We start from the raw sequence: 20076 nt of genomic DNA, 5'->3' as shown, positions 1-20076 counted from the left end.
GCACTCCCGCCCGGTGGGGGCTGGCCGCGCAGTTCCTCCCCCCAGCTACCGCTGGGAGGTGCCCCCGGCGCCCCTTCGGGGCCCGTGCCCGTCGTCTTTGCCCGCGCCCGGGCGGGGCAAGTCTGCCGCGGGCGGGTGAGCCGAGCGCTTCAGGGGCGCGGGAACTGCGCGACCAGGCATGACGCTTCCGCGGTCGGAGAACGGTCCTCGGTCAGGCAGCTGCGGGATTGGTCTATGCCAATCGCGGATTACGGGTCAGGATGGCCCCCATGGACCTCATTCCGGCCCCGCGCCATCAGACCCCGTACGGCACCGACGACGCCTTCGTCCTCGGGCCCGAGACGACCCTCACCGCGACCCCCGGCGCCGAAGGCGCCGCGCGCTGGCTGCGCGGAGTGCTCGCGGCAGCGACGGGCCTGCCGCTGGCGCCGGTGGAGCCGTCCGGGAAGGACGTGATCCGGCTGGCGGTGGACGACGCGGTGGCCAGGGACCTGGGCCCCGAGGGCTACCGCATCATGGCCGCGCCCAACTCCGGCGTGCACGTCTTCGGCGGGAGCCCCGCCGGCGTCTTCTGGGGCGCGCAGACCCTGCGCCAGCTCCTGGGGGCCGACGCCTTCCGCCGGGCGCCCCTGGGGGAGCGCGAGTGGCGCGTGCCGACCTGCCAGATACAGGACGCCCCCCGCTTCGCCTGGCGCGGCTTCATGCTCGACGTGGCACGGCACTTCATGCCGAAGGACGTCGTGTTCAAGTACCTCGACCTGATGGCCGCCCACAAGCTGAACGTGCTGCACTTCCACCTCACCGACGACCAGGGCTGGCGGGTGGAGATCAAGCGCTACCCGAAGCTGACCGAGGTCGGCGCGTGGCGCGAGCGCACGAAGGTCGGGCTGCGCGAGTCGCCGCTGTGGGACGAGCGCCCGCACGGCGGTTACTACACCCAGGACGACATCCGCGAGATCGTCGCGTACGCCGCCGAGCGGCACATCACCGTCGTCCCCGAGGTCGACATCCCCGGCCACTCGCAGGCGGCCATCGCCGCGTACCCGGAGCTCGGCAACACCGACGTCGTCGACACCTCGGCCCTCTCCGTGCTGACCACGTGGGGGGTCAACCCCAATGTGCTCTCGCCCGCCGAGAGCACCCTGCGCTTCTACGAGAACGTCTTCGCCGAGCTGCTGGAGCTGTTCCCCGGCGAGTTCTTCCACGTCGGCGGCGACGAGTGCCCCAAGGACCAGTGGCGCGCCTCGCGTTCGGCGCAGGAGCGGATGCAGGAGCTGGGCCTGGAGGACGAGGACGAGCTGCAGAGCTGGATGATCGGCCACTTCGACCACTGGCTGACCGAGCGCGGCCGGCGGCTGATCGGCTGGGACGAGATCCTGGAGGGCGGCCTCGCCGAGGGCGCCGCCGTGTCGTCGTGGCAGGGATACGCCGGCGGCATCGCGGCGGCCAAGGCCGGGCACGACGTGGTGATGTGCCCTCAGACCCATGTCTACCTGGACTGGCGGCAGTCGGAGGACCCCGAGGAGCCGGTGCCGATCGCGCACGCCCGCGGCCTGGAGGACGTCTTCCGCTTCGAGCCGGTTCCGCCGCAGCTCACCGAGGAGGAGGCGGCGCACGTCATCGGCACCCAGGCCAACATCTGGACCGAAGTCATGGACGCCGTACGGGTGCTGGACTACATGGCCTTCCCGCGGCTCGCCGCCTTCGCCGAGGTCGCCTGGTCGGACCTGCCCGCCGCCGACGAGCGCGACTGGCCGGAATTCGAAGCCCGGATGCGGACCCACTACGCCCGACTGGACGCCCTGGGCGTGGAGTACCGGCCGCCGGGCGGCCCGCTGCCGTGGCAGCGCCGCCCCGGCGTCCTCGGCCGTCCCAAGGACGGTCCGCCCCCGATCGTGTGACTGATTCCGCAACTTCCGCACCCGGCGCGGGCGGAGCTGGCACGGTGGAGTGGCGTACCGTCGCAACACACCCGAAGGATGGCAATTCCGGCACAGCGGTTGATTCCGTCAGAGCCGTACGATCGCGCCCGTGACGGACGGATCGGTACTTCGTGGACCCTCGCGTTGACCACCGTGGAACATGTGCCAGAGTTGCCACGTCCAGGCTGTGAGCACGTACGGTACGGCTACCGCGCGACGGAGGAAGGCCGGGAAGGGGCAGGCTGCGTGAGCACGTATGCACGGCGGACGGCGGAGAACGTGACGCTGCCGTCCTCGCTCGACGAGGCGGTGGAGGCGCTCGCCGCCATGCCCAGCGCCGTGCCCGTCGCAGGCGGCACCGACCTGATGGCGGCGGTGAACTCCGGGCTGCTGCGCCCGGACGCGCTGGTCGGCCTCGGCCGGATCAGTGAGATCCGCGGCTGGCAGTACGCGGACGGCGCGGCGCTGCTCGGCGCCGGACTGACCCACGCGCGGATGGGGCGGCCGGACTTCGCCGCCCTCATCCCCGCGCTCGCCGCCGCCGCCCGCTCCGCGGGACCGCCGCAGATCCGCAACGCGGGCACCCTCGGCGGCAACATCGCGACCGCGGCACCGACCGGCGACGCCCTCCCGGTGCTCGCCGCGCTGGAGGCCAGCGTCATCGTCGCCGGACCCGAGGGCGACCGCGAACTCCCGGTCAGCCACCTGCTCACCGGCATGGACCCGCTGCGCCCCGGCGAACTCCTCGCCTTCGTGAGGATTCCGCTGCTGCACGCGCCGCAGACCTTCCTCAAGGCCACCGGGCGCACCGGGCCGGGGCGCGCGGTGGCCTCCGTCGCGCTCGTGGTCGACCCCGCGCGCCGCCAGGTGCGCTGTTCGGTGGGCGCGGTCGCGCCGGTGCCGCTGCGGCCCCTGGAGGCCGAGCAGTGGGTCGCGGGCCTCATCGACTGGGACGGCGACCGCAATCTCGCCCCCGAGGCGTGCACGGCCTTCGGCGAGTACGTGGCCGCCGCGTGCATCCCGGACCAGGAAGGTGTCGAACTGCCGCCCGCCGCCGTCCAGCTACGCCGTACCGTGGCCGCACTGTCCCGTCGAGCGCTCGGGAGGGCACTGGCATGACCGACCAGCCGCAGCCGCAGCCGGGCGCACCCGGCACCGACGACAGGTCGGGCACGTCCGGCGGGTCCGGTACGTCGCCCGGCACGTCGGGGACCTGGCAGCCGGTGCCCGGCGGCGGGGACTACGACCCCGACCAGACCATGCACGTCTCCTTCGCGGCCCAACTGCCGCCGGAGCCGCGGCCGGGCGAGGACCCGCTCGGCGCGCACGGCCCGGCGGGGCCGCCCGTCACCGGTGAGGGCGACCCGGTCACCCAGTGGTCGATCCCGGTCATAAAGGACGACGCGGACGGCGACTCGGGGGAGTTCTCCGTCGGCTCCTTCGCCTCGCCGTGGGACCAGGCGCCGTCACCCGCGCCCACGCAGTCCTTCCCCGCCGGGATGTTCGGGCAGGGCGCGGCGGCCGCCGCGCAGGCCCAGGCGGCCGCTCAGGCCGCCGCCCAGGCGCAGGCCGGGCAGGGCGCACCGCAGGACCAGCTCACCGGGCAGTGGGACTTCAGCGGCGTCGGCACCGGCATCGACCCCGGCACGGGCCTGGGCACCGGCCTGGGCGCGGGAGTTGACGAGGGGCTGCCCTGGCCGCCCACCCAGGCCGCCTGGTCCGCCGCCGTCGACGACCCGGAGGGCCCGCCGCCCGGCGCGGGACACCAGGCCACCGCCGACAGCGCGTTCACGCACACCGGCCACGACGCCGACTACGGCACCGGCCACGACCCGGCGGCCAGGACGCGCGCCCCCGGCGACCCCGAGAGCCCCGGCAGCGCGGGCGCGCTGCACGACCCCGAGGGCCTGTCGGACGGCCTCACCCCGCTCACCGGGATCGGCGCGCTCGACGGCGTCGACGGCCTGTCCGCGCTCGACGGTCTCAGCGGCCTCGACGCCCTGCCGGGCGGCCTGGGCGGCCTGTCGGCGCTGCCCGCGCTGCCCGCGCTCGACGGCGGCGAGGAACTGGTGGCGAACGGCCACGTACCGGACGGCCTCGCACCGGACGGCCTCGCACCGGACGGCCACGTACCGGACGGACTCGCGCCGGGCGAACTGCCCCCGGCCGGGCCGCTCCCCGACGCCGTGGACGGCCCCGCGCCCGACGGCCTCACGCCCGACGGCCTCGCCCCCGACCTCCTCGCCCCGGATTCCGGTACGGCGGAGGCGGACGGCGACCTCGCGGCCGACGAGGCCGAGCGGGAGCCGGAGCCGGAACCCGTCGAGGAGACCCACAGCGAACACCCCCTCGCCTCCTACGTCCTGCGCGTCAACGGCGCCGATCGCCCGGTGACCGACGCCTGGCTCGGCGAGTCGCTGCTCTACGTGCTGCGCGAACGCCTCGGCCTCGCCGGCGCCAAGGACGGCTGCGAACAGGGCGAGTGCGGGGCCTGCTCCGTCCAGGTCGACGGCCGTCTGGTCGCCTCCTGCCTGGTGCCCGCGGCCACCGCGGCGGGCAGCGAGGTCCGTACCGTCGAGGGCCTGACCGTGGACGGCCGCCCCTCCGACGTCCAGCGCGCGCTCGCCGAATCCGGCGCCGTACAGTGCGGCTTCTGCATCCCCGGCATGGCGATGACGGTGCACGACCTGCTGGAGGGCAACCACAAACCCACCGACCTGGAGACCCGCCAGGCGCTGTGCGGCAACCTCTGCCGCTGCTCCGGCTACCGCGGCGTCCTCGACGCCGTCGACCAGGTCATCGCCGCCCGCGAGGCCGCCGCCGACGACCACGACAACCCGGCGTCCGCGGCCTCCTCCACCGCCGCCCGCGTCCCGCACCAGGGCGGCCCCTCGGGAGGCGCCGTATGACCGGCATCATCGACGGACCGGGGCCCGTCGCGGAGACCCTGGCGGGCGCCGGGGCGGTACGGGGGATCGGCGCGTCGCTGCCCTCGGCCGACGCGCTCCAGAAGGCGCAGGGCACCTACCCGTACGCGGCGGATCTGTGGGCCGAGGGGCTGCTGTGGGCGGCCGTGCTGCGCTCGCCGTACCCGCACGCGCGGATCACCCGGATCGACACCAGCGAGGCCGTCGCGATGCCCGGCGTGCGGGCCGTCGTCACGCACGAGGACGTGCCGGGCGACGCGATGCACGGCCGCCGGGTCGCGGACCGCCCGGTCTTCGCCGAGGACCTGGTGCGGCACCACGGCGAGCCGATCGCCGCCGTCGCCGCCGACCACCCCGACACCGCCCGGCTGGCCGCCGCCGCGATCCTCGTCGAGTACGAGGTGCTGGAGCCGGTCACCGACCCCGAGAAGGCGTTCGCCGCCGAGCCGCTGCACCCCGACGGCAATCTGATCCGGCACATCCCGCTGCGCTTCGGCGACCCCGACGCGATCGGCGACGTCATCGTGGAGGGCCTGTACCGGGTCGGCCGCCAGGACCCGGCGCCGATCGGCGCCGAGGCCGGACTCGCCGTCCCGCGCCCGGACGGCGGCGTCGAGCTGTACGTCGCCTCCACCGACCCGCACGCCGACCGCGACCTGGCCGCCGCCTGCTTCGGCCTCGAACCCGACCGCGTCAAGGTCGTCGTCACCGGCGTGCCCGGCGCGATGGGCGACCGCGAGGACTCCGGCGTCCAGCTCCCGCTCGGCCTGCTCGCGCTCAAGACCGGCTGCCCGGTCAAATTCGTGGCCACCCGCGAGGAGTCCTTCCTCGGCCACGCCCACCGCCACCCCACCCTGCTGCGCTACCGCCACCACGCCGACGCCGAGGGCCGCCTGGTCAAGGTCGAGGCGCAGATCCTGCTCGACGCGGGCGCGTACGCCGACGCCTCCTCCGACGCGCTCGCCGCCGCCGTGGCCTTCGCGGCCGGTCCCTACGTCGTCCCGCACGTCTTCGTCGAGGGCTGGGCCGTACGCACCAACAACCCGCCGTCCGGCCACGTACGCGGCGAGGGCGCGCTCCAGGTCTGCGCCGCGTACGAGGGCCAGATGGACAAGCTCGCCGCGAAGGTCGGCCTGGATCCGGCCGAGATCCGGATGCGCAACGTCCTGGCCACCGGCGACCTGCTGCCCACCGGCCAGACCGTCACCTGCCCCGCGCCCGTCGGCGAGCTGCTGAAGGCCGTACGCGACGCCGACCTGCCCCCGCTGCCCGACGGCGACGACGAGTCGCAGTGGCTGCTGCCCGGCGGCACCTCGGGCGCGGGCGAGCCGGGCGCGGTACGGCGCGGGGTCGGCTACGCGCTCGGCATGGTCCACGTGCTCGGCGCCGAGGGCGCCGACGAGGTGTCGACCGCGACCGTACGCGTCCACGACGGCCGCGCCACCGTCATCTGCGCCGCCGTCGAGACCGGCCAGGGATTCACCACGCTGGCGCGGCAGATCGTCCAGGAAGTCCTCGGCATCGACGACGTCCAGGTGCTGCCGTCCGACACCGACCAGCCGCCGTCGGGACCCTCCGCGCGCGGACGCCACACCTGGGTGTCCGGCGGCGCGGTCGAGCGCGCGGCCAAGATGGTCCGCACCCAGCTGCTCCAGCCGCTCGCCGCCAAATTCGGCATGTCCGTGGAGCTGCTGTCCATCGCCGACGGCAAGATCACCTCGTACGACGGTGTGCTGTCCACCACCGTCGCCGAGACCCTCGACGGCAAGGAACTGTGGGCCACCGCGCAGTGCCGCCCGCACCCGACCGACCGGCTCGACGACACCGGCCAGGGCGACGCCTTCGTCGGCCTCACCTTCTGCGCGATTCGCGCCGTGGTCGACGTCGACATCGAACTGGGCGCCGTGCGCGTGGTCGAGATGGCCGTCGCCCAGGACGTCGGCCGCATCCTCAACCCCCGCCAGCTCGCCGCCCGCATCGAGGCCGGGATCACCCAGGGCGTCGGCCTCGCCCTGATGGAGGACCTCCGCGCCCCCCGAGGCATCGTCAAACGCCCCAGCCTCACCGGATACTCCCTGCCGACCGCCCTCGACGCCCCCACGGTCCGCATCATCCGGCTGGTCGAGGAGCGCGACGTCCTCGCCCCCTTCGGCGCCAAGGCCGTCTCCGCGGTCCCCGTCGTCACCGCCCCCGCCGCGGTGGCCGCCGCCGTCCGCGCCGCCACCGCCCGCCCCATCCCCCGCCTCCCCATCCGCCCCCAAGCCGCGGTGGTCAAACCCCAGAACTAGCGCCTGTCCGGCGGATCATGGGCGGTCCAGGCGGCGCCCGGTACGTGCGAGCGCAAGGCGCCGGGGCGGCCTCGTAGCGGAGCTATCCCGGGCGGGTTGAGCTTGTCAGGGGCGCGGCCGGGGCTGAGCGTGCCGGTCCACCGCGCCCCTGGACAACGTGGCCCGGCGCCTTTACGCGGCGCGCGCCCGGCGGGTCACAGGCGCATGCCGGTCGCCATGTCGCGGACGGCTTCCAGGGCTTGTTGCTGGAGGCCGCCGCCGAAGGTGACGCGGGTGGCGCCGAGGAAGGCCAGCTCGCGGGGGGAGGGCCCGCCGGGACGGCAGAGGGCGTTGAGGGGGAGGGGGACGGCTTCGGCGATCTCGGCGAGGAGGGCGGGCGGGGCGAGGATCGGGTAGACGCAGTCGGCTCCGGCGGCGGCGTAGAGCAGCCCGCGCTCGACGGCGGCGCCGGTCGTACGGTCGCCGCGCAGAAACGTGTCGATGCGCGCGTTGACGACCAACGCGTCCCCGGCGGCGGCGCGTACGGCCGCGAGCCGGTCCGCCTGCCGCCGGGGCTCGACCAGCCCCCTGGACCCCGGCTCGGAGTCCTCCAGATTGCACCCGACGGCCCCGGCCTCCAGCAGCCGCTCGACCAACTCCTCGGGCGCCAGCCCGTATCCGGCCTCGACGTCGGCCGACACGGGGACGTCCACGGCGCGGGTGATCCGCCGGATCGCGGCGAACATCTCGTCGGCGGGCGCCTCGCCGTCCTCGTACCCCAGCGACGCCGACACCCCGGCGCTGGGCGTCGCCAGCGCCGGGAAGCCCGCGTCCGCGAACACCCGCGCGCTGGCCGCGTCCCACGGCCCGGGCAGCACCAACGGATCGGCGGCGTCCCGCCCGTGATGCAGCGCCAGCAGCGCCTTCGCGCCCCCCGCCCCGGCCCCGGCCACGTCCCCCGCCCCGGCCACGCCTCCCGCCCCGGCCACGCCTCCCGCCCCGACCTCGGCCCCGGCCCCCGCGCCGCTCACGCGCTCGCCGCCGGCTGCGTCCTGAACGTCACGTTGAACCGGTTCCACGCGTTGATCGCCACGATCGCGGCCCCCAGGCGCGCCAACTCGTCCGCGTCGAAGTGCTCCGCCGCCCGCGCGTACACCTCGTCCGGCACGAACCCGTCCGTCAGCAGCGTCACCGCCTCCGTCAGCGCCAGCGCCGCCCGCTCCTTCTCGCTGTAGACGCCGTCGACCTCTTCCCACGCGCTCAGCAGGAAGATCCGCCGGTCGCTCTCCCCGGCCTTCCGCGCGTCCTTGATGTGCATGTCCAGGCAGAACGCGCACCGGTTGATCTGCGACGCCCTGATCTTCACCAGTTCCGCGACCACGGGGTCGAGCCCCTTCGCCGCCGCCTGGCTGAACCCCAGCATCGCCCGGAACGCGTCCGGCGCGTGCTTCGCGTAATCCACTCGCTCACTCATACCGACGACGCTACGGCCTGATCGCCCCGCGCCGTTGTACCACTCCCGCCCCAAATCCCTGGGCCAATCGCGGCGGGAGCGGACGGGCGGCCCGGCTTCGGGGCCTGGCTTCAGCTCTCCGCCGCCGCCAGGGCCGCCTCGATGTCGGCGACGGAGGCCGGCGCGGGGGGCTCGGCCATGAAGTCGGCGACCGACTTGTCCGCGTAGGGCAGCCCGTACGCCGCCGTGCCGGGCTGGAACCGCCGGCCCTCGGCGAGCGGCCCGGCGTCCACCGTGTCGAAGCCGAGCAGATCGAGCAGCTCAGCGGCGTGCGCCTTCGCGTCGGCGTCGTCACCGGCGATGGGCAGGGCACTGCGGTCGGCCGCTCCCGCCGGACGCGGCAGCGCCGCCAGGTGCTTGAAGAAGATGTTGTTGAACGCCTTCACCACGTGGGCACCGTCCAGATACCCCTGGAGCAGCCCGCTGTCCGTGGTCTTCTTCTCGACCAGGTCGGCGATGTCGCCGTCGCGCTGCGGGTAGTAGTTGCCGGTGTCGATCACGGTCTTGCCCGCCAGCGGCTCCCGCGGAATCCGCGGGTACGCCTTGACCGGGACCGTCACCACCACCCAGTCCCCGGCGGCGGCGGCCTCCGCCGCCGTGCCCGCGCGGGCTCGTGGACCGAGCTCCGCGACGAGGTCCGCGAGGGTTTCCGGCCCCCGTGAGTTGCTGAGCACCACATCGAGCCCGCTGTCGACCGCCAGCCGGGCCAGGGTGCCGCCGATGTTTCCGCTGCCGATCAGTCCCAAAGTCGCCATACCGGCGGCAACCGCCACGGCCACGTCAGTATTTCCGCCGGTCCGGTCGTTCACCCTGTCAGCGGCGCCGGTGCGGCCCGAGTGCGAGGAGCACGTCGCCGAGCCGGGCGGCGGTCAGGGGTGGCGCGGGCAGGGTTTTCGCCTTCGGCGGCGTCTTCGGCAGGGGCTCCGGCCCGGCCCGGAAGCCGTCCAGGAGCCTCTCCCCGCTTCGTGCCTGGAGAGTGATGTCGCTCAGATACCCCAGGACTCGGCCGGATCGTCCAGCCACACGTACTGCCCGTCGGCGTCGACCGTCAGCCCGAAGCGCTCGACCCCCGGCTTTCCCCGGCCCGTCCACCAGCGGAAGGCGGCCTCCACCTCGTCCCACAGCCGACGCGGTCCGTACTGGTGGACCGTGGACGCGGGCCGGCCGTCGCGGAAGGTCACGACGGCCCACGACGTGTCGGTGAGACCGTAGAACCAGACCGGCCGCGTGTCCCCGCGCTTCTCGGCCGCGGCCTGCACGCACCCGGGCACCCGCAGCCCCAACGCGAAGGGGCCCGCGGTGTACCGCCCGGTGAGGAATTCCGCCTCGGTGACGGTGGTCGTGGACGCGTCGGCGCCGTCCGTGCCCTCCTGCGATACGTCATCGCCGTGCCGTACGGCAGCCCTCCGCTGGGCGCGGAGCTTCATGAACTCCACCAGCCGCGTGAACCGCCCCGACGCCGCCCCGTCCCCGACGACCAGCCGTGCCACGGCGTCACCGTTCCCGTAATGCGTCCCCCACGGCGCCACGACGATCCCGCCGGGTGCCGTCTGCTCGACCCAGGCGTACGGGATCTCGCGCATCCCGCACGTGGCGATGACCCGGTCGTACGGCGCGCCCGGCAGGTGCCCGCCGTATCCGTCCCCCGTCACCATCGTCGGGCCGAGCCCCGCCCTTCGCAGCGACTCCCGGGCCGCTGCCGCCACCGCCGCGTCCACCTCGACGGTCGTGACCTTCTCGCCGCCGAGCCGGTGCGTCAGCAGCCCCGCGTTCCACCCCGTCCCGGTGCCGATCTCCAGCACCGCGTTCCCGGGCCGCACCTCCAGGTCGCCGAGCATGGCGAACACGACGGACGGCATCGACGCCGAAGACGTCGACACCTTCCCCGGCGCCGTCCCGCTGTGCCGCCCGTCGTCCCACTGCGTCACGATCGGCACATCGGCCTCGGCGTACCCCAGCCACGCCGCCGGGTCCTCCGCCCTGCTCACGGCCACACTGGCCTGTGCGGTGAGGTCGAACGGCCACATCACCTCGGGCAGAAACGCCGCCCGCGGCACCGCCGCGAAAGCCGTCGCCCAATCGTCCGTCATGACCCCCGCCGCGAGAAGCGACCGCCCCAACTCGGCCCGCCCCCCGCCCCGTTCGATCGATGTCACTTCCGATGCGTCCCGTCCCCGGGCGGCGTGGACCCATCCGGATTCGGCGGCTCCTCCGGCGGCGTCCACGGCGTCCCCGGCTGCCCGTCTCCCTCTCCACCGGCACGAATTCCTCGCGGAGTCTTCTCCACGGCGCATCTCCTTTGCTCGGCCTTCCGCCCTATTCGCTGTCGTGTCCAGAATTCTGGGAGGCGGAGTGCGGTGTCCAGGGCGTTTCCTGTTCGCGCAAGAATTCGTCGCGAACAGCCGTGAGGAAGTCGCGCATGGCGTCGTCGGCGAGGGCGCCCGAGGAGAAGTGCTCGAATTTCTTCACGTAAAGAGCGACGTCCCTGGGATCGGTCACCGCCATTTCGGCGTGCAGCGTCTCGACCGTGACCATACGGTTGTCGCGGATGACGAAGGAGTGACCGGGTGCGTATTTTTGTGCTGCGGTGAGCGGGACGACGCGGATGTCGAGGTTGGGAAGCCCGGACAGGAAGATGAGCCTGTCCAGTTGGCCGGCCATCACCGGTGGCGGAACGAGCAGCCAGCGCAGTACGGGCTCGGTGACGACGAACCGCAGGGTCTTCGTCCTGTCGTACAGCACGCTCTGGCGATCGAGTCGCGCGGCGACCGTACGTGCCAACTGTTCGTCGCCCAGCTCCTTGCGGGAGAGCACCGCCCGCCCGTACTCGGGTGTCTGCAACAGGCCCGGAATCAGCGACGGTTGGCGGACACGCCCAATGCCGTGAGGATGCGCTCCACGTCGATGACGCCGGGCGCGGTGCGGCCGTTCTCGATCTTGCTCAGTTTACTGGTGGACATGACGGCGCCGCGGGCCACAGCCTTCGCTTCCTGCCCGGATGCCTGCCGCAACGCCCGCAGCGCGGCGCCCAGTTCTGATCTGTTCACTCGCCGAACTCGGCCCACCAGTCGGTGAAGGGCCTCGCGTGTGCGAGCGCCACATCGCGGTACGCCCCGAACTCGTCGGCATCCGCCGCCTCGTGGACGTCCACGCCGAGGAACTTCCCAGCGCCGTCGTACGTCATGGCCGCCGCCGTCCTGCCGTCGAACAGCCAGAAGTCAGGGGCCTGCGGCAGCGGGTTCTCCGTCTCGGTGGTGTCGAGGATGAAGAATTCCTCACCGGCCGTCATGTTCCGCTGGTATCCCCAGCCCAGTTCGAATCGCAGGTACGGTGTGAGAGGCCGTGACAAGATGTGTACCCGATAGATGCGTTTCCCGGCCCGGGTGATCTCGCGGACCGTCGTGACCCAGTCAGCGTCTCGGTAGTCCTCCGGCTGATCCTCCCCTGCGAGGAAGGCGTGATAGGCGGTCACACCACCGGACTTGCTGTAGTCGCCCAGCGTTTCCAGCCGGAACGCTTCCCGCTCGAACTGCGAGAACATCTCGCCGAGCGTTTTAGAGGAGCCCGTCACGGATGGCCTTTCTGATCAGTTCCACAGGGATTTCGACCATGCCTTCGTGAGCGGGGATGCTCCGACCGTGCTCGGTGATGTGCGGCCCCTGCACTGCGAGGGTGCCCCGGTCGGTCACGTACAGCGTCGGACAATCGCCGTCGTCGCACGATCCGACGAGTCGTGTCAGCTCCACTGCTGCCCCCAGGGAAGAGACGGTGTCGTGTTCGATGCTCCCGAGTGACCGTCCCCCGGCGCACTGAGGCCCGCTCTCTCAAGCTCGAGTGCTCCGGATCGTGCAAGCCGCAGGAGACGACAGCACATCAAGAAGAGGGCGGCACCCCGTACGGGGTGCCGCCCTCTTCTTTCGCCATATCAGGCAATCGGAGGCCGTGACCGGAATCGAACCGGCGTAACTCGCTTTGCAGGCGAGTCCCTCAACCACTCGGGCACACGGCCAGGTGTGTGTGCGGTGTGGTTCGACCTTCGCGGGTGGGGCGGGGGTGGGTCAAGGGTGGGGGAGGGGGTGCAACGGGACTGCCATACGGCGTTCATGAACGGGGGTGCGGGCCGGGGCGGGAAGGCGGCCGGGACGGAGGTGGGACGAGGGCGGGGCGTAGGGCGAAAGGCGGAGGGAAAGGGGGTCGCAGGGCAGGGGTGAAAGGGGCTGATGCCCCTTACCCTTGGCTGGTGACTGCCTCCGACACTCGCCGTGACCAGCGGCTTCCTGGAATCGACCCCGAGACCGCCCCGGACGCGCCGGAAGGCGTGATGGGGCGGTCGTACCGCGCGCTGACCCTGGGCATCGTGTCGGTGGTGCTGATGATCGCGTTCGAGGCGACCGCGGTGGGGACGGCGATGCCGATCGCGGCGCGGGAGCTGGACGGTCTCGGGCTGTACGCGTTCGCGTTCTCGGGGTATTTCACGACGTCGCTGCTCGCGATGGTGGTCAGCGGGCAGTGGTGCGACCGGTCGGGGCCGCTGCCGCCGCTGGCGGCGGGCATCGGCGGATTCGCGGCGGGACTGGTGATCAGCGGGACCGCGCAGTCGATGTGGCCGTTCGTGCTCGGCCGGGCCGTGCAGGGGCTCGGCGGCGGGCTCGTGATCGTCGCGCTGTACGTGGTGGTCGGCCGGGCGTATCCGGAACGGCTGCGGCCCTCGGTGATGGCCGCCTTCGCGGCCTCGTGGGTGGTGCCGTCGATCGTCGGGCCGCTGGTGTCGGGGACGGTCACCGAACACCTCGGCTGGCGCTGGGTGTTCCTGGCCATCCCGGCCCTGGTGGCGCTGCCGCTCGCCGTCATGCTGCCGCCCCTGCGGCGGGCCGCGCACGCCCCCGACCCGGCCCCCGAGACGCTGCCCGAGGCCCCCGAGCCGGTCGCGCCGCCCGTACGGGACGGGCGGCGGATCTGGTACGCGGTGGCGCTCGCGACGGGCGCGGCGCTGTTGCAGTACGCGGGCCAGGACATCAGCCCGCTCTCGGTGATACCGGCCGTCGCGGGCATCGTGCTGCTCGTACCGTCCGCGCTGCGGCTGCTGCCGCCCGGCACCTTCCGCGCGGTGCGCGGGCTGCCCACGGTGATCCTGATGCGCGGGATCGCGGCGGGCACCTTCATCGCCGCCGAGAGCTTCATCCCGCTGATGCTGGTCACCCAGCGCGGCCTGTCCGCGACCATGGCGGGGCTGTCGCTGGCGGGCGCCGGGCTCACCTGGGCGCTCGGCTCGTACGTCCAGGCCCGCCCGCGCCTGGCGCCGGTCCGCGAACGCCTCGCGCAGTTCGGCATGGTGCTGTCCGCCGCCGCCATCTGCGGCGCCTCCCTCGCCCTCGTCCAGTCCGTACCGGTGTGGATCGTGGCCGTCGCCTGGTGCGCGGGCGGCCTCGGCATGGGCCTGGTCATCTCCACCCTCAGCGTGCTGATGCTGGAGCAGTCCGCCCCCGCGGAGGCCGGTGCCAACTCCGCCGCCCTCCAGGTCTCCGACGCCCTCTCCAACGTCCTCCTGGTCGCCGCCGCCGGCACCGTCTTCGCCGCCCTCGGCGGCGGCACGGTCGGCGCCGCGGCCGACGCGAGCACCACCACGACGGCACACCCCGCCGCCTTCGCCGCCGTCTTCCTCCCCGCCGCCGCCCTGGCCCTCGTGGGCGCCTTCGTAGCGGCCCGCCTGCGCCCCCACCCGAAATCGGCGTGAGACCGACCGCCTGCGCCCGGGACGGCGTATCACCGTACGAGACGGCGTCCGCGCGCCCGTATGTGAGCTGAGTCGCACACGGGCGGCGCGGTGGCGTCGGGACGGGGGTGAGGGGGTGCGGCCGGTAGGCTGAGGCGGTTTTCGTACCGACCCGCCGCGAGACGAACCTCAACGGAGACCGTGACTACCACCGCCGCATCGCACCCGCACCATCTGTCTCCCGCCTTCCCCGGGCGCGCGCCCTGGGGGACGGCGAACAAGCTTCGGGCCTGGCAGCAGGGGGCCATCGACGCGTACGTCGCCAAGCAGCCGCGGGACTTCCTCGCGGTGGCGACACCCGGCGCCGGGAAGACCACCTTCGCGCTGTCGCTGGCGTCGTATCTGCTCCACAACCACCTGGTGCAGCAGATCACGGTGGTGGCGCCCACCGAGCACCTGAAGACGCAGTGGGCGGACGCGGCGGCGCGGATAGGGATCAAGCTGGACCCGGAGTACAGCGCGGGCCCCGTCGGCAAGGAGTACCACGGCGTCGCCGTGACGTACGCGGGCGTCGGGGTGCGGCCGATGCTGCACCGCAACCGCTGCGAACAGCGCAAGACGCTGGTGATCCTGGACGAGATCCACCACGCGGGCGACAGCAAGTCGTGGGGCGAGGCGTGCCTGGAGGCGTTCGACCCGGCGACGCGGCGGCTGGCGCTGACCGGGACGCCGTTCAGGTCGGACACCAACCCGATCCCCTTCGTGGTGTACGAGGAGGGCAACGACGGCATCCGCCGCAGCGCCGCCGACTACACGTACGGGTACGGCAACGCGCTCAACGACGGCGTCGTGCGCCCGGTGATCTTCCTCAGCTACAGCGGCAACATGCGCTGGCGCACCAAGGCGGGCGACGAGATCGCGGCGCGCCTGGGCGAGCCGATGACGAAGGACGCCATCGGGCAGGCGTGGCGGACCGCGCTCGCGCCGACCGGCGACTGGATCCCGAACGTGCTGAAGGCCGCCGACCAGCGGCTGACCGAGGTCCGCAAGGGCATCCCGGACGCGGGCGGCCTGGTGATCGCCACCGACCAGGACTCGGCCCGCGCCTACGCCAAGCTGCTCAAGGAGATCTCCGGGCACAAGCCGACCGTCGTGCTCTCCGACGACCCCGGCTCCTCCAAGCGGATCGAGAAGTTCAGCGAGTCCGAGGACCGGTGGATGGTCGCGGTCCGGATGGTGTCGGAGGGCGTCGACGTGCCCCGCCTCGCGGTCGGCGTGTACGCCACGACGATCTCGACGCCGCTGTTCTTCGCGCAGGCCGTGGGCCGTTTCGTACGGTCGCGGCGGCGCGGCGAGACGGCGTCGGTGTTCGTCCCGACCATCCCGATGCTGCTGGAATTCGCCAACGAGATGGAGGTCGAGCGCGACCACGTGCTCGACAAGCCCAAGAAGCAGGGCGAGGAGGACCCCTTCGCGGAGGAGGACAAGCTCCTCGCGGACGCGGAGAAGGCCGAGGACGAGGCCACCGAGGAGGACATGCTGCCCTTCGAGGCGCTGGAGTCCGACGCGGTCTTCGACCGGGTGCTGTACGACGGGGCCGAGTTCGGCATGCAGGCGCATCCGGGCAGCGAGGAGGAGCAGGACTACCTCGGCATCCCCGGACTCCTCGAACCGGACCAGGTCCAGATACTGCTGCAGAAGCGGCAGGCCCGGCAGATCGCCCACAGCCGGAAGAAGCCGGACGAAGAGGCCGATCTGCTCGAACTCCCCGCCGAGCGGCGCCCGATCGTCACCCACCGCCAACTGCTCGAACTGCGCAAGCAGTTGAACACGCTCGTGGCCGCGTACAACCATCAGAGCGGTAAGCCGCACGGGGTGATTCACACCGAATTGCGCCGTGCGTGCGGCGGGCCGCCGAGCGCCGAGGCGACGGCGGGACAGCTCGGCGAGCGGATCAAGAAGGTGCAGGAGTGGGCGACCCGAATGCGATGATGTCGGCCGTATTGTAGAGGGTGGATCTCCAAAGTCGGGTCAAGCCAGCGCCCGGATTGTGGACGACCCCTTCCGCTGAGCGGTACCCGCTCGCTACGGTGCCGGTCACGCACGCGCCGTGGCAGTGCAGCCGCGGAGCGCAGCCGGTATGACGACTACCGGCGGCCTCTCCGCGCACTGCCGCGGGACCGGCAGTGCGTTACCGCCGTGGAGATGGCCGCCGCCTACGAGGAGGGGGCGTCGTGACCGCGGAGACGTCTCAAACGCTTGACCGGGGCCTGCGGGTTCTCAAGCTGCTCGCCGACACCGACCACGGCCTGACGGTGACCGAGCTGGCCGCCAAACTCGGTGTGAACCGGACGGTGGTCTACCGCTTGCTGGCCACGCTGGAGCAGCATTCGCTGGTCCGCCGTGACCTCGGCGGCCGGGCGCGCGTCGGACTGGGCGTGCTCGGTCTGGCCCACCAGGTGCACCCGCTGCTGCGCGAGGCCGCACTGCCCGCGTTGCGCTCGCTCGCCGAGGAGATCGGGGCGACCGCCCACCTGACCCTCGTCGACGGCAGCGAGGCGCTGGCCGTCGCCGTCGTGGAGCCGACCTGGACCGACTACCACGTGGCCTATCGCACCGGCTTCCGGCACCCGCTGGACCGCGGGGCCGCGGGGCGCGCCATTCTCGCCGGGCGGGGCATGCAGCCGACGCCCGACGGGTCGCGCTGGGAGCGGTTCGTCGAGGAGGAGTCCCTGGGCGCCCGCCCGGCCGAGGGGCCGCCCGCCGCCCATACCGTCACCGCCACCGAGCCGGTCCGGTACGTCCTCACCCACGGCGAGCTGGAGGCCGGCGCCAGCGGGGCCGCCGCGCCCCTCCTGGGCGTCCCCGGCATCGAGGGGAGCGTCGGCGTCGTCATGCTCGCCGACTCGGTCCCCGAGAGGGTCGGTGCGCGCGTCGTGGAGGCCGCCACGGAGGTCGCCGACGCCCTGCGCTAGGGCGCTGAGCCTCCCCACAAGGGTGCGCCCCCAGGCCCCCGGGCCCGTGCCGGGTCCTTTGCCGGGACGCCGGCTACGCGTCTTCACGGGCCCGGCCCAAGGGGGGCTCCTTTGCTGGGACGCCGGCTACGCGTTTTGGGCTGCTGCCCCGGGGCGGTTGTTTTGCTGGGGGCGGTGGGCCGTGTTTTGGGGGGCGCGGGGGACTGCGCGGCCAGCCATGATGCTGCCGCAGGTCACCACCCGCCCCGGTGGGGCGGTTCGGTTGTGTCCGGGCCACCGGCCGGTGGTGGGTTGCTCGCGCAGTTCCTCGCGCCCCTGAGGGGGCGCTGGTCGTGCGTGCGTGCGGGGAGCTGGGGCCCGGCCCCGGGGCGGTTGCTTTGCCGGGGGCGGCGGGGCTGTTCGGTTGGGTCCGGGCCACCGGCCGGTGGTGGGTTGCTCGCGCAGTTCCTCGCGCCCCTGGCGGGGCGCTGGTCGTGCGGGGGCGTGGCCGCGAGGGCGGGGGGTGTGAAATAGGGTCGGCGGCATGCGTAGAAGCAGCGTCTCCCGGCGGACCGTGACTCTGGCCGTCTGCGGAGCAGTCACGGCCGGGCTGCTGGCCGTCGCGGCCCTCGCCCCGCTCCCGATCTCGATCGTGGAGCCGGGGCTGACGGCGAACGTGCTGGGGGCGGACCAGGGGACGCAGGTGATCACGGTGAGCGGGACACCGGTGCGCAGGACGAGCGGGCAACTGCGGATGGTGACGATCCAGGCGACGTCACCGGACGCCTCGGTGCACGTCACCGACGTGCTGAAGGCGTGGTTCAAGAAGGACCAGGCGGCGATGCCGCGCGACTCGGTCTACCCCACCGGCGGCTCGGTGAAGGAGATCGAGAAGGCGAACCGCAAGGAGATGACCGACTCGCAGGACGCGGCGACGACGGCCGCGCTCAAGCACCTCGGGCTCTCACCGTCCAAGGTGAAGGTCGATCTCCAGCTCGCCGACGTCGGCGGCCCCAGCGCCGGGCTGCTCTTCGCACTCGGCATCATCGACAAGATCAACGGCGACGGCCACGGCGGCGACCTCACCGGCGGCCGGACCATCGCGGGCACCGGGACCATCGACGCCTCGGGCAAGGTCGGCGCGGTCGGCGGGGTGCCGCTGAAGGAGCAGGCCGCCCGCCGCGACGGCGCGACCGTCTTCCTCGTACCGCGCGGCGAGTGCTCCGACGCCAAGGCGGAGCTGCCCGACGGGCTCAGGCTGGTCCCGGTCAACGACCTGGACGGCGCGCTGGCGGCCCTGGCCGCCCTGGACAAGGGCGGAAAGCTGCCGACCTGCTAGACGGCGGCTAGACCGACGCCCGCGCGGCGCCCGGCGACACGGCGGGCTCGTCGCCGGGCTCGTCGTTCCAGTGCCGGAAGGCGGGCAGGACGAGCGGGCTCAGCGTCGTGAGCAGATAGACGGCGCTGACGGTGGCCATGGCGGTGCGCAGGCCCGCGTACTGGACGAGGAAGCCGCCGAGCAGGCCGCCCAGCGGCACGGCGACCAGGACGCCGGAGGTGACGGCGCCGAAGACCCGGCTGCGCAGCCGCTCGGGGACCAGGCGGACCATCTCGGTGCCGATCATCGGGTTCAGGACCCCGGCGGCCAGCCCGCACACCGCGCAGGTGACCAGGAGCGGGGTCAGACCGGGCACGAAGGCGGCCACGGCCGTCCGGGGGAAGCCGCTGATGAGGAACGCGCCGATGTAGAGGCCGCGTTGCGACACCCGGTGGCCGACGACGCCGTACGTCAGCGAGCCGATCAGCGCGCCGCCGCCGAAGGTCCCGGCGACCAGGCCGACGCTCACCGAACCGCCCAGGTGCTCGCGGGCGTCCACCGGCAGCAGCACCGCCGACCACGCCTGGTCCAGCGCGTTGGTCACCATCACCATCACCACGATGGCGAACAGCAGCCGCGCGGCCACCAAGTAGGCGAATCCCTCGCGCAGTTCGGCCCGGTAACTGCCGGCGGACTCCTTCGGCGGCTCCGGCGCCTCCGCCGGCGTCCGGTCCCGTACCCCGATCCCGATCAGCACCGCGGACACCGCGAAGGTCGCCGCGTCGACCAGCAGCGTATTGGTGGCGCCCATCACCGAGATGAGCACGCCAGCCAGCGGGGCGCCGAGCATACGGGCGCCGCGCGACGCGCCCTCGTACGCGCTCGACGCCCGCGCCACGGTGGTGTCGGCGCGTGCGGCGAGCCGGGGCATCAGCACCTCGCGGGCGGTCTCGCCGGGGGCGTGGAAGAGGCCGCTGACGCCGACCAGCGCGAGCAGTTCCCAGTAGCGCAGCCCGACGGTCAGATGCAGCAGCGGTACGGCCGCCATGGCCGCCGCGCACACCACGTCCGACACGACGCTCGTGACCGCGTAGCCGAGCCGGTCGATCAGCGGGCCGCCCAGGATCGCGGCGAGCACGACCGGCAGGGTGGCCGCGAAGGCGACCAGACCGGCCCGCGCCGGGCTCCCGGTGGTCTCCAGCACGAACCACGGGACGGCGACGACGGTGAGCATGTTCCCGGCGATCGAGACCACGTTGGCGGCCAGCAGCACCCCCAGCGGGCGCCGGTCGCGGGCCGGTCCCGACCCGTCGGGCCGGTGGTGGGCGTGCGGTATCGCGGTGCGTGCGGGCATGGCGAATTCCCCCGTGACGATGGGTCGTTGATACGGAGTGACGGAGCTACGGAATTACGGGCCGGTACGGACAGGGAGCCGGTACGGACAGGGAGCCGGTACGGGTAC

At 73.2% G+C, this 20076-nt stretch carries 15 protein-coding genes, 1 tRNA gene and 1 pseudogene; 8 read left to right on the top strand and 9 right to left on the bottom strand.

The annotated features are described in order from the left end of the window. Positions 1-269: 269 nt before the first annotated feature. The 4 genes from ACIQCJ_RS31140 to ACIQCJ_RS31125 all read left to right on the top strand — a co-directional run bounded on the left by ACIQCJ_RS31140 (position 270) and on the right by ACIQCJ_RS31125 (position 7137). Positions 270-1901: a beta-N-acetylhexosaminidase gene (locus tag ACIQCJ_RS31140; protein WP_402713184.1), complete on the top strand. Its 1632-nt coding sequence runs from the start codon at positions 270-272 to the stop codon at positions 1899-1901. A 267-nt stretch (positions 1902-2168) separates the two neighbouring features. Beyond that, a complete protein-coding gene (locus tag ACIQCJ_RS31135) occupies positions 2169-3041 on the top strand; it encodes an FAD binding domain-containing protein (protein WP_355343006.1) in 873 nt (290 codons plus the stop codon). Continuing rightward, positions 3038-4831 carry a (2Fe-2S)-binding protein gene (locus tag ACIQCJ_RS31130; RefSeq protein WP_402713183.1) on the top strand — a complete coding sequence of 598 codons (1794 nt, stop codon included), beginning with the start codon at positions 3038-3040 and terminating at the stop codon, positions 4829-4831. Before ACIQCJ_RS31135 ends, ACIQCJ_RS31130 begins: the two co-directional genes overlap by 4 nt. Next, entirely contained in the window at positions 4828-7137 is a 2310-nt protein-coding gene (locus tag ACIQCJ_RS31125) for a xanthine dehydrogenase family protein molybdopterin-binding subunit (RefSeq protein ID WP_402713182.1), read from the top strand. The genes ACIQCJ_RS31130 and ACIQCJ_RS31125 overlap by 4 nt, the downstream gene beginning before the upstream one ends. A gap of 194 nt (positions 7138-7331) precedes the next feature. On the opposite strand, the gene ACIQCJ_RS31120 is transcribed toward ACIQCJ_RS31125, so the two are convergent. From ACIQCJ_RS31120 to ACIQCJ_RS31085, 8 genes and pseudogenes are all read right to left on the bottom strand, one after another. Next, the gene (locus ACIQCJ_RS31120; RefSeq protein WP_402713201.1) at positions 7332-8069 is read right to left on the bottom strand and encodes an isocitrate lyase/phosphoenolpyruvate mutase family protein; all 738 of its coding nucleotides are present in this window, start codon (positions 8067-8069) and stop codon (positions 7332-7334) included. 74 nt (positions 8070-8143) lie between these two features. Further along, positions 8144-8590 (bottom strand): carboxymuconolactone decarboxylase family protein, encoded by a 447-nt coding sequence (locus ACIQCJ_RS31115; protein ID WP_402713181.1) that lies wholly within the window; start codon positions 8588-8590, stop codon positions 8144-8146. Between the two features lie 110 nt (positions 8591-8700). Next, on the bottom strand, positions 8701-9384 hold the full coding sequence (locus tag ACIQCJ_RS31110; protein WP_401724179.1) for an NADPH-dependent F420 reductase: 684 nt from the start codon (positions 9382-9384) through the stop codon (positions 8701-8703). Positions 9385-9615: 231 nt separating this feature from the next. After that, a complete protein-coding gene (locus tag ACIQCJ_RS31105; protein ID WP_402713180.1) occupies positions 9616-10719 on the bottom strand; it encodes a methyltransferase domain-containing protein in 1104 nt (367 codons plus the stop codon). Positions 10720-10945: 226 nt separating this feature from the next. Next, a pseudogene (locus tag ACIQCJ_RS31100) lies at positions 10946-11640 on the bottom strand (helix-turn-helix domain-containing protein). A 32-nt stretch (positions 11641-11672) separates the two neighbouring features. Next, positions 11673-12200, bottom strand: a complete 528-nt coding sequence (locus ACIQCJ_RS31095; protein WP_391047144.1) for a DUF6879 family protein — start codon at positions 12198-12200, stop codon at positions 11673-11675. Further along, positions 12184-12375 (bottom strand): hypothetical protein, encoded by a 192-nt coding sequence (locus ACIQCJ_RS31090; protein ID WP_355343280.1) that lies wholly within the window; start codon positions 12373-12375, stop codon positions 12184-12186. The genes ACIQCJ_RS31095 and ACIQCJ_RS31090 overlap by 17 nt, the downstream gene beginning before the upstream one ends. A gap of 191 nt (positions 12376-12566) precedes the next feature. Beyond that, a tRNA-Cys gene (locus tag ACIQCJ_RS31085) sits at positions 12567-12638 on the bottom strand. A gap of 312 nt (positions 12639-12950) precedes the next feature. Between ACIQCJ_RS31085 and ACIQCJ_RS31080 the strand changes: the two genes are divergently transcribed. From ACIQCJ_RS31080 to ACIQCJ_RS31065, 4 genes are all read left to right on the top strand, one after another. After that, positions 12951-14363, top strand: coding sequence for an MFS transporter (locus ACIQCJ_RS31080; protein WP_402713200.1), 1413 nt, complete (start codon positions 12951-12953; stop codon positions 14361-14363). A gap of 180 nt (positions 14364-14543) precedes the next feature. Next, positions 14544-16334, top strand: a complete 1791-nt coding sequence (locus ACIQCJ_RS31075) for a DEAD/DEAH box helicase (RefSeq protein WP_355343030.1) — start codon at positions 14544-14546, stop codon at positions 16332-16334. A gap of 242 nt (positions 16335-16576) precedes the next feature. Beyond that, positions 16577-17317 carry a helix-turn-helix domain-containing protein gene (locus tag ACIQCJ_RS31070; protein WP_355343033.1) on the top strand — a complete coding sequence of 247 codons (741 nt, stop codon included), beginning with the start codon at positions 16577-16579 and terminating at the stop codon, positions 17315-17317. Between the two features lie 523 nt (positions 17318-17840). Continuing rightward, positions 17841-18635, top strand: a complete 795-nt coding sequence (locus ACIQCJ_RS31065; protein WP_355343036.1) for a S16 family serine protease — start codon at positions 17841-17843, stop codon at positions 18633-18635. A gap of 7 nt (positions 18636-18642) precedes the next feature. Here ACIQCJ_RS31065 and ACIQCJ_RS31060 read toward each other — a convergent pair whose 3' ends face one another. After that, positions 18643-19968 (bottom strand): MFS transporter, encoded by a 1326-nt coding sequence (locus ACIQCJ_RS31060; protein ID WP_355343039.1) that lies wholly within the window; start codon positions 19966-19968, stop codon positions 18643-18645. Positions 19969-20076: the final 108 nt, after the last annotated feature.

The organism is Streptomyces sp. NPDC093221 (genome assembly GCF_044753885.1).
Lineage (GTDB): Bacteria > Actinomycetota > Actinomycetes > Streptomycetales > Streptomycetaceae > Actinacidiphila.
Note: the sequence above shows the minus strand (reverse complement) of the source record. Positions and strands in the feature narration are given on the sequence as shown.

What these genes read in the sequence shown, in the direction of transcription:
- ACIQCJ_RS31140 (WP_402713184.1), top strand. Translation starts at nt 270, where the DNA reads ATGGACCTCATTCCGGCCCCGCGCCATCAGACCCCGTACGGCACCGAC.
- ACIQCJ_RS31130 (WP_402713183.1), top strand. Translation starts at nt 3,038, where the DNA reads ATGACCGACCAGCCGCAGCCGCAGCCGGGCGCACCCGGCACCGACGAC.
- ACIQCJ_RS31125 (WP_402713182.1), top strand. Translation starts at nt 4,828, where the DNA reads ATGACCGGCATCATCGACGGACCGGGGCCCGTCGCGGAGACCCTGGCG.
- ACIQCJ_RS31115 (WP_402713181.1), bottom strand. Translation starts at nt 8,590, where the DNA reads ATGAGTGAGCGAGTGGATTACGCGAAGCACGCGCCGGACGCGTTCCGG.
- ACIQCJ_RS31110 (WP_401724179.1), bottom strand. Translation starts at nt 9,384, where the DNA reads ATGGCGACTTTGGGACTGATCGGCAGCGGAAACATCGGCGGCACCCTG.
- ACIQCJ_RS31105 (WP_402713180.1), bottom strand. Translation starts at nt 10,719, where the DNA reads ATGACGGACGATTGGGCGACGGCTTTCGCGGCGGTGCCGCGGGCGGCG.
- ACIQCJ_RS31080 (WP_402713200.1), top strand. Translation starts at nt 12,951, where the DNA reads ATGGGGCGGTCGTACCGCGCGCTGACCCTGGGCATCGTGTCGGTGGTG.
- ACIQCJ_RS31065 (WP_355343036.1), top strand. Translation starts at nt 17,841, where the DNA reads ATGCGTAGAAGCAGCGTCTCCCGGCGGACCGTGACTCTGGCCGTCTGC.
- ACIQCJ_RS31060 (WP_355343039.1), bottom strand. Translation starts at nt 19,968, where the DNA reads ATGCCCGCACGCACCGCGATACCGCACGCCCACCACCGGCCCGACGGG.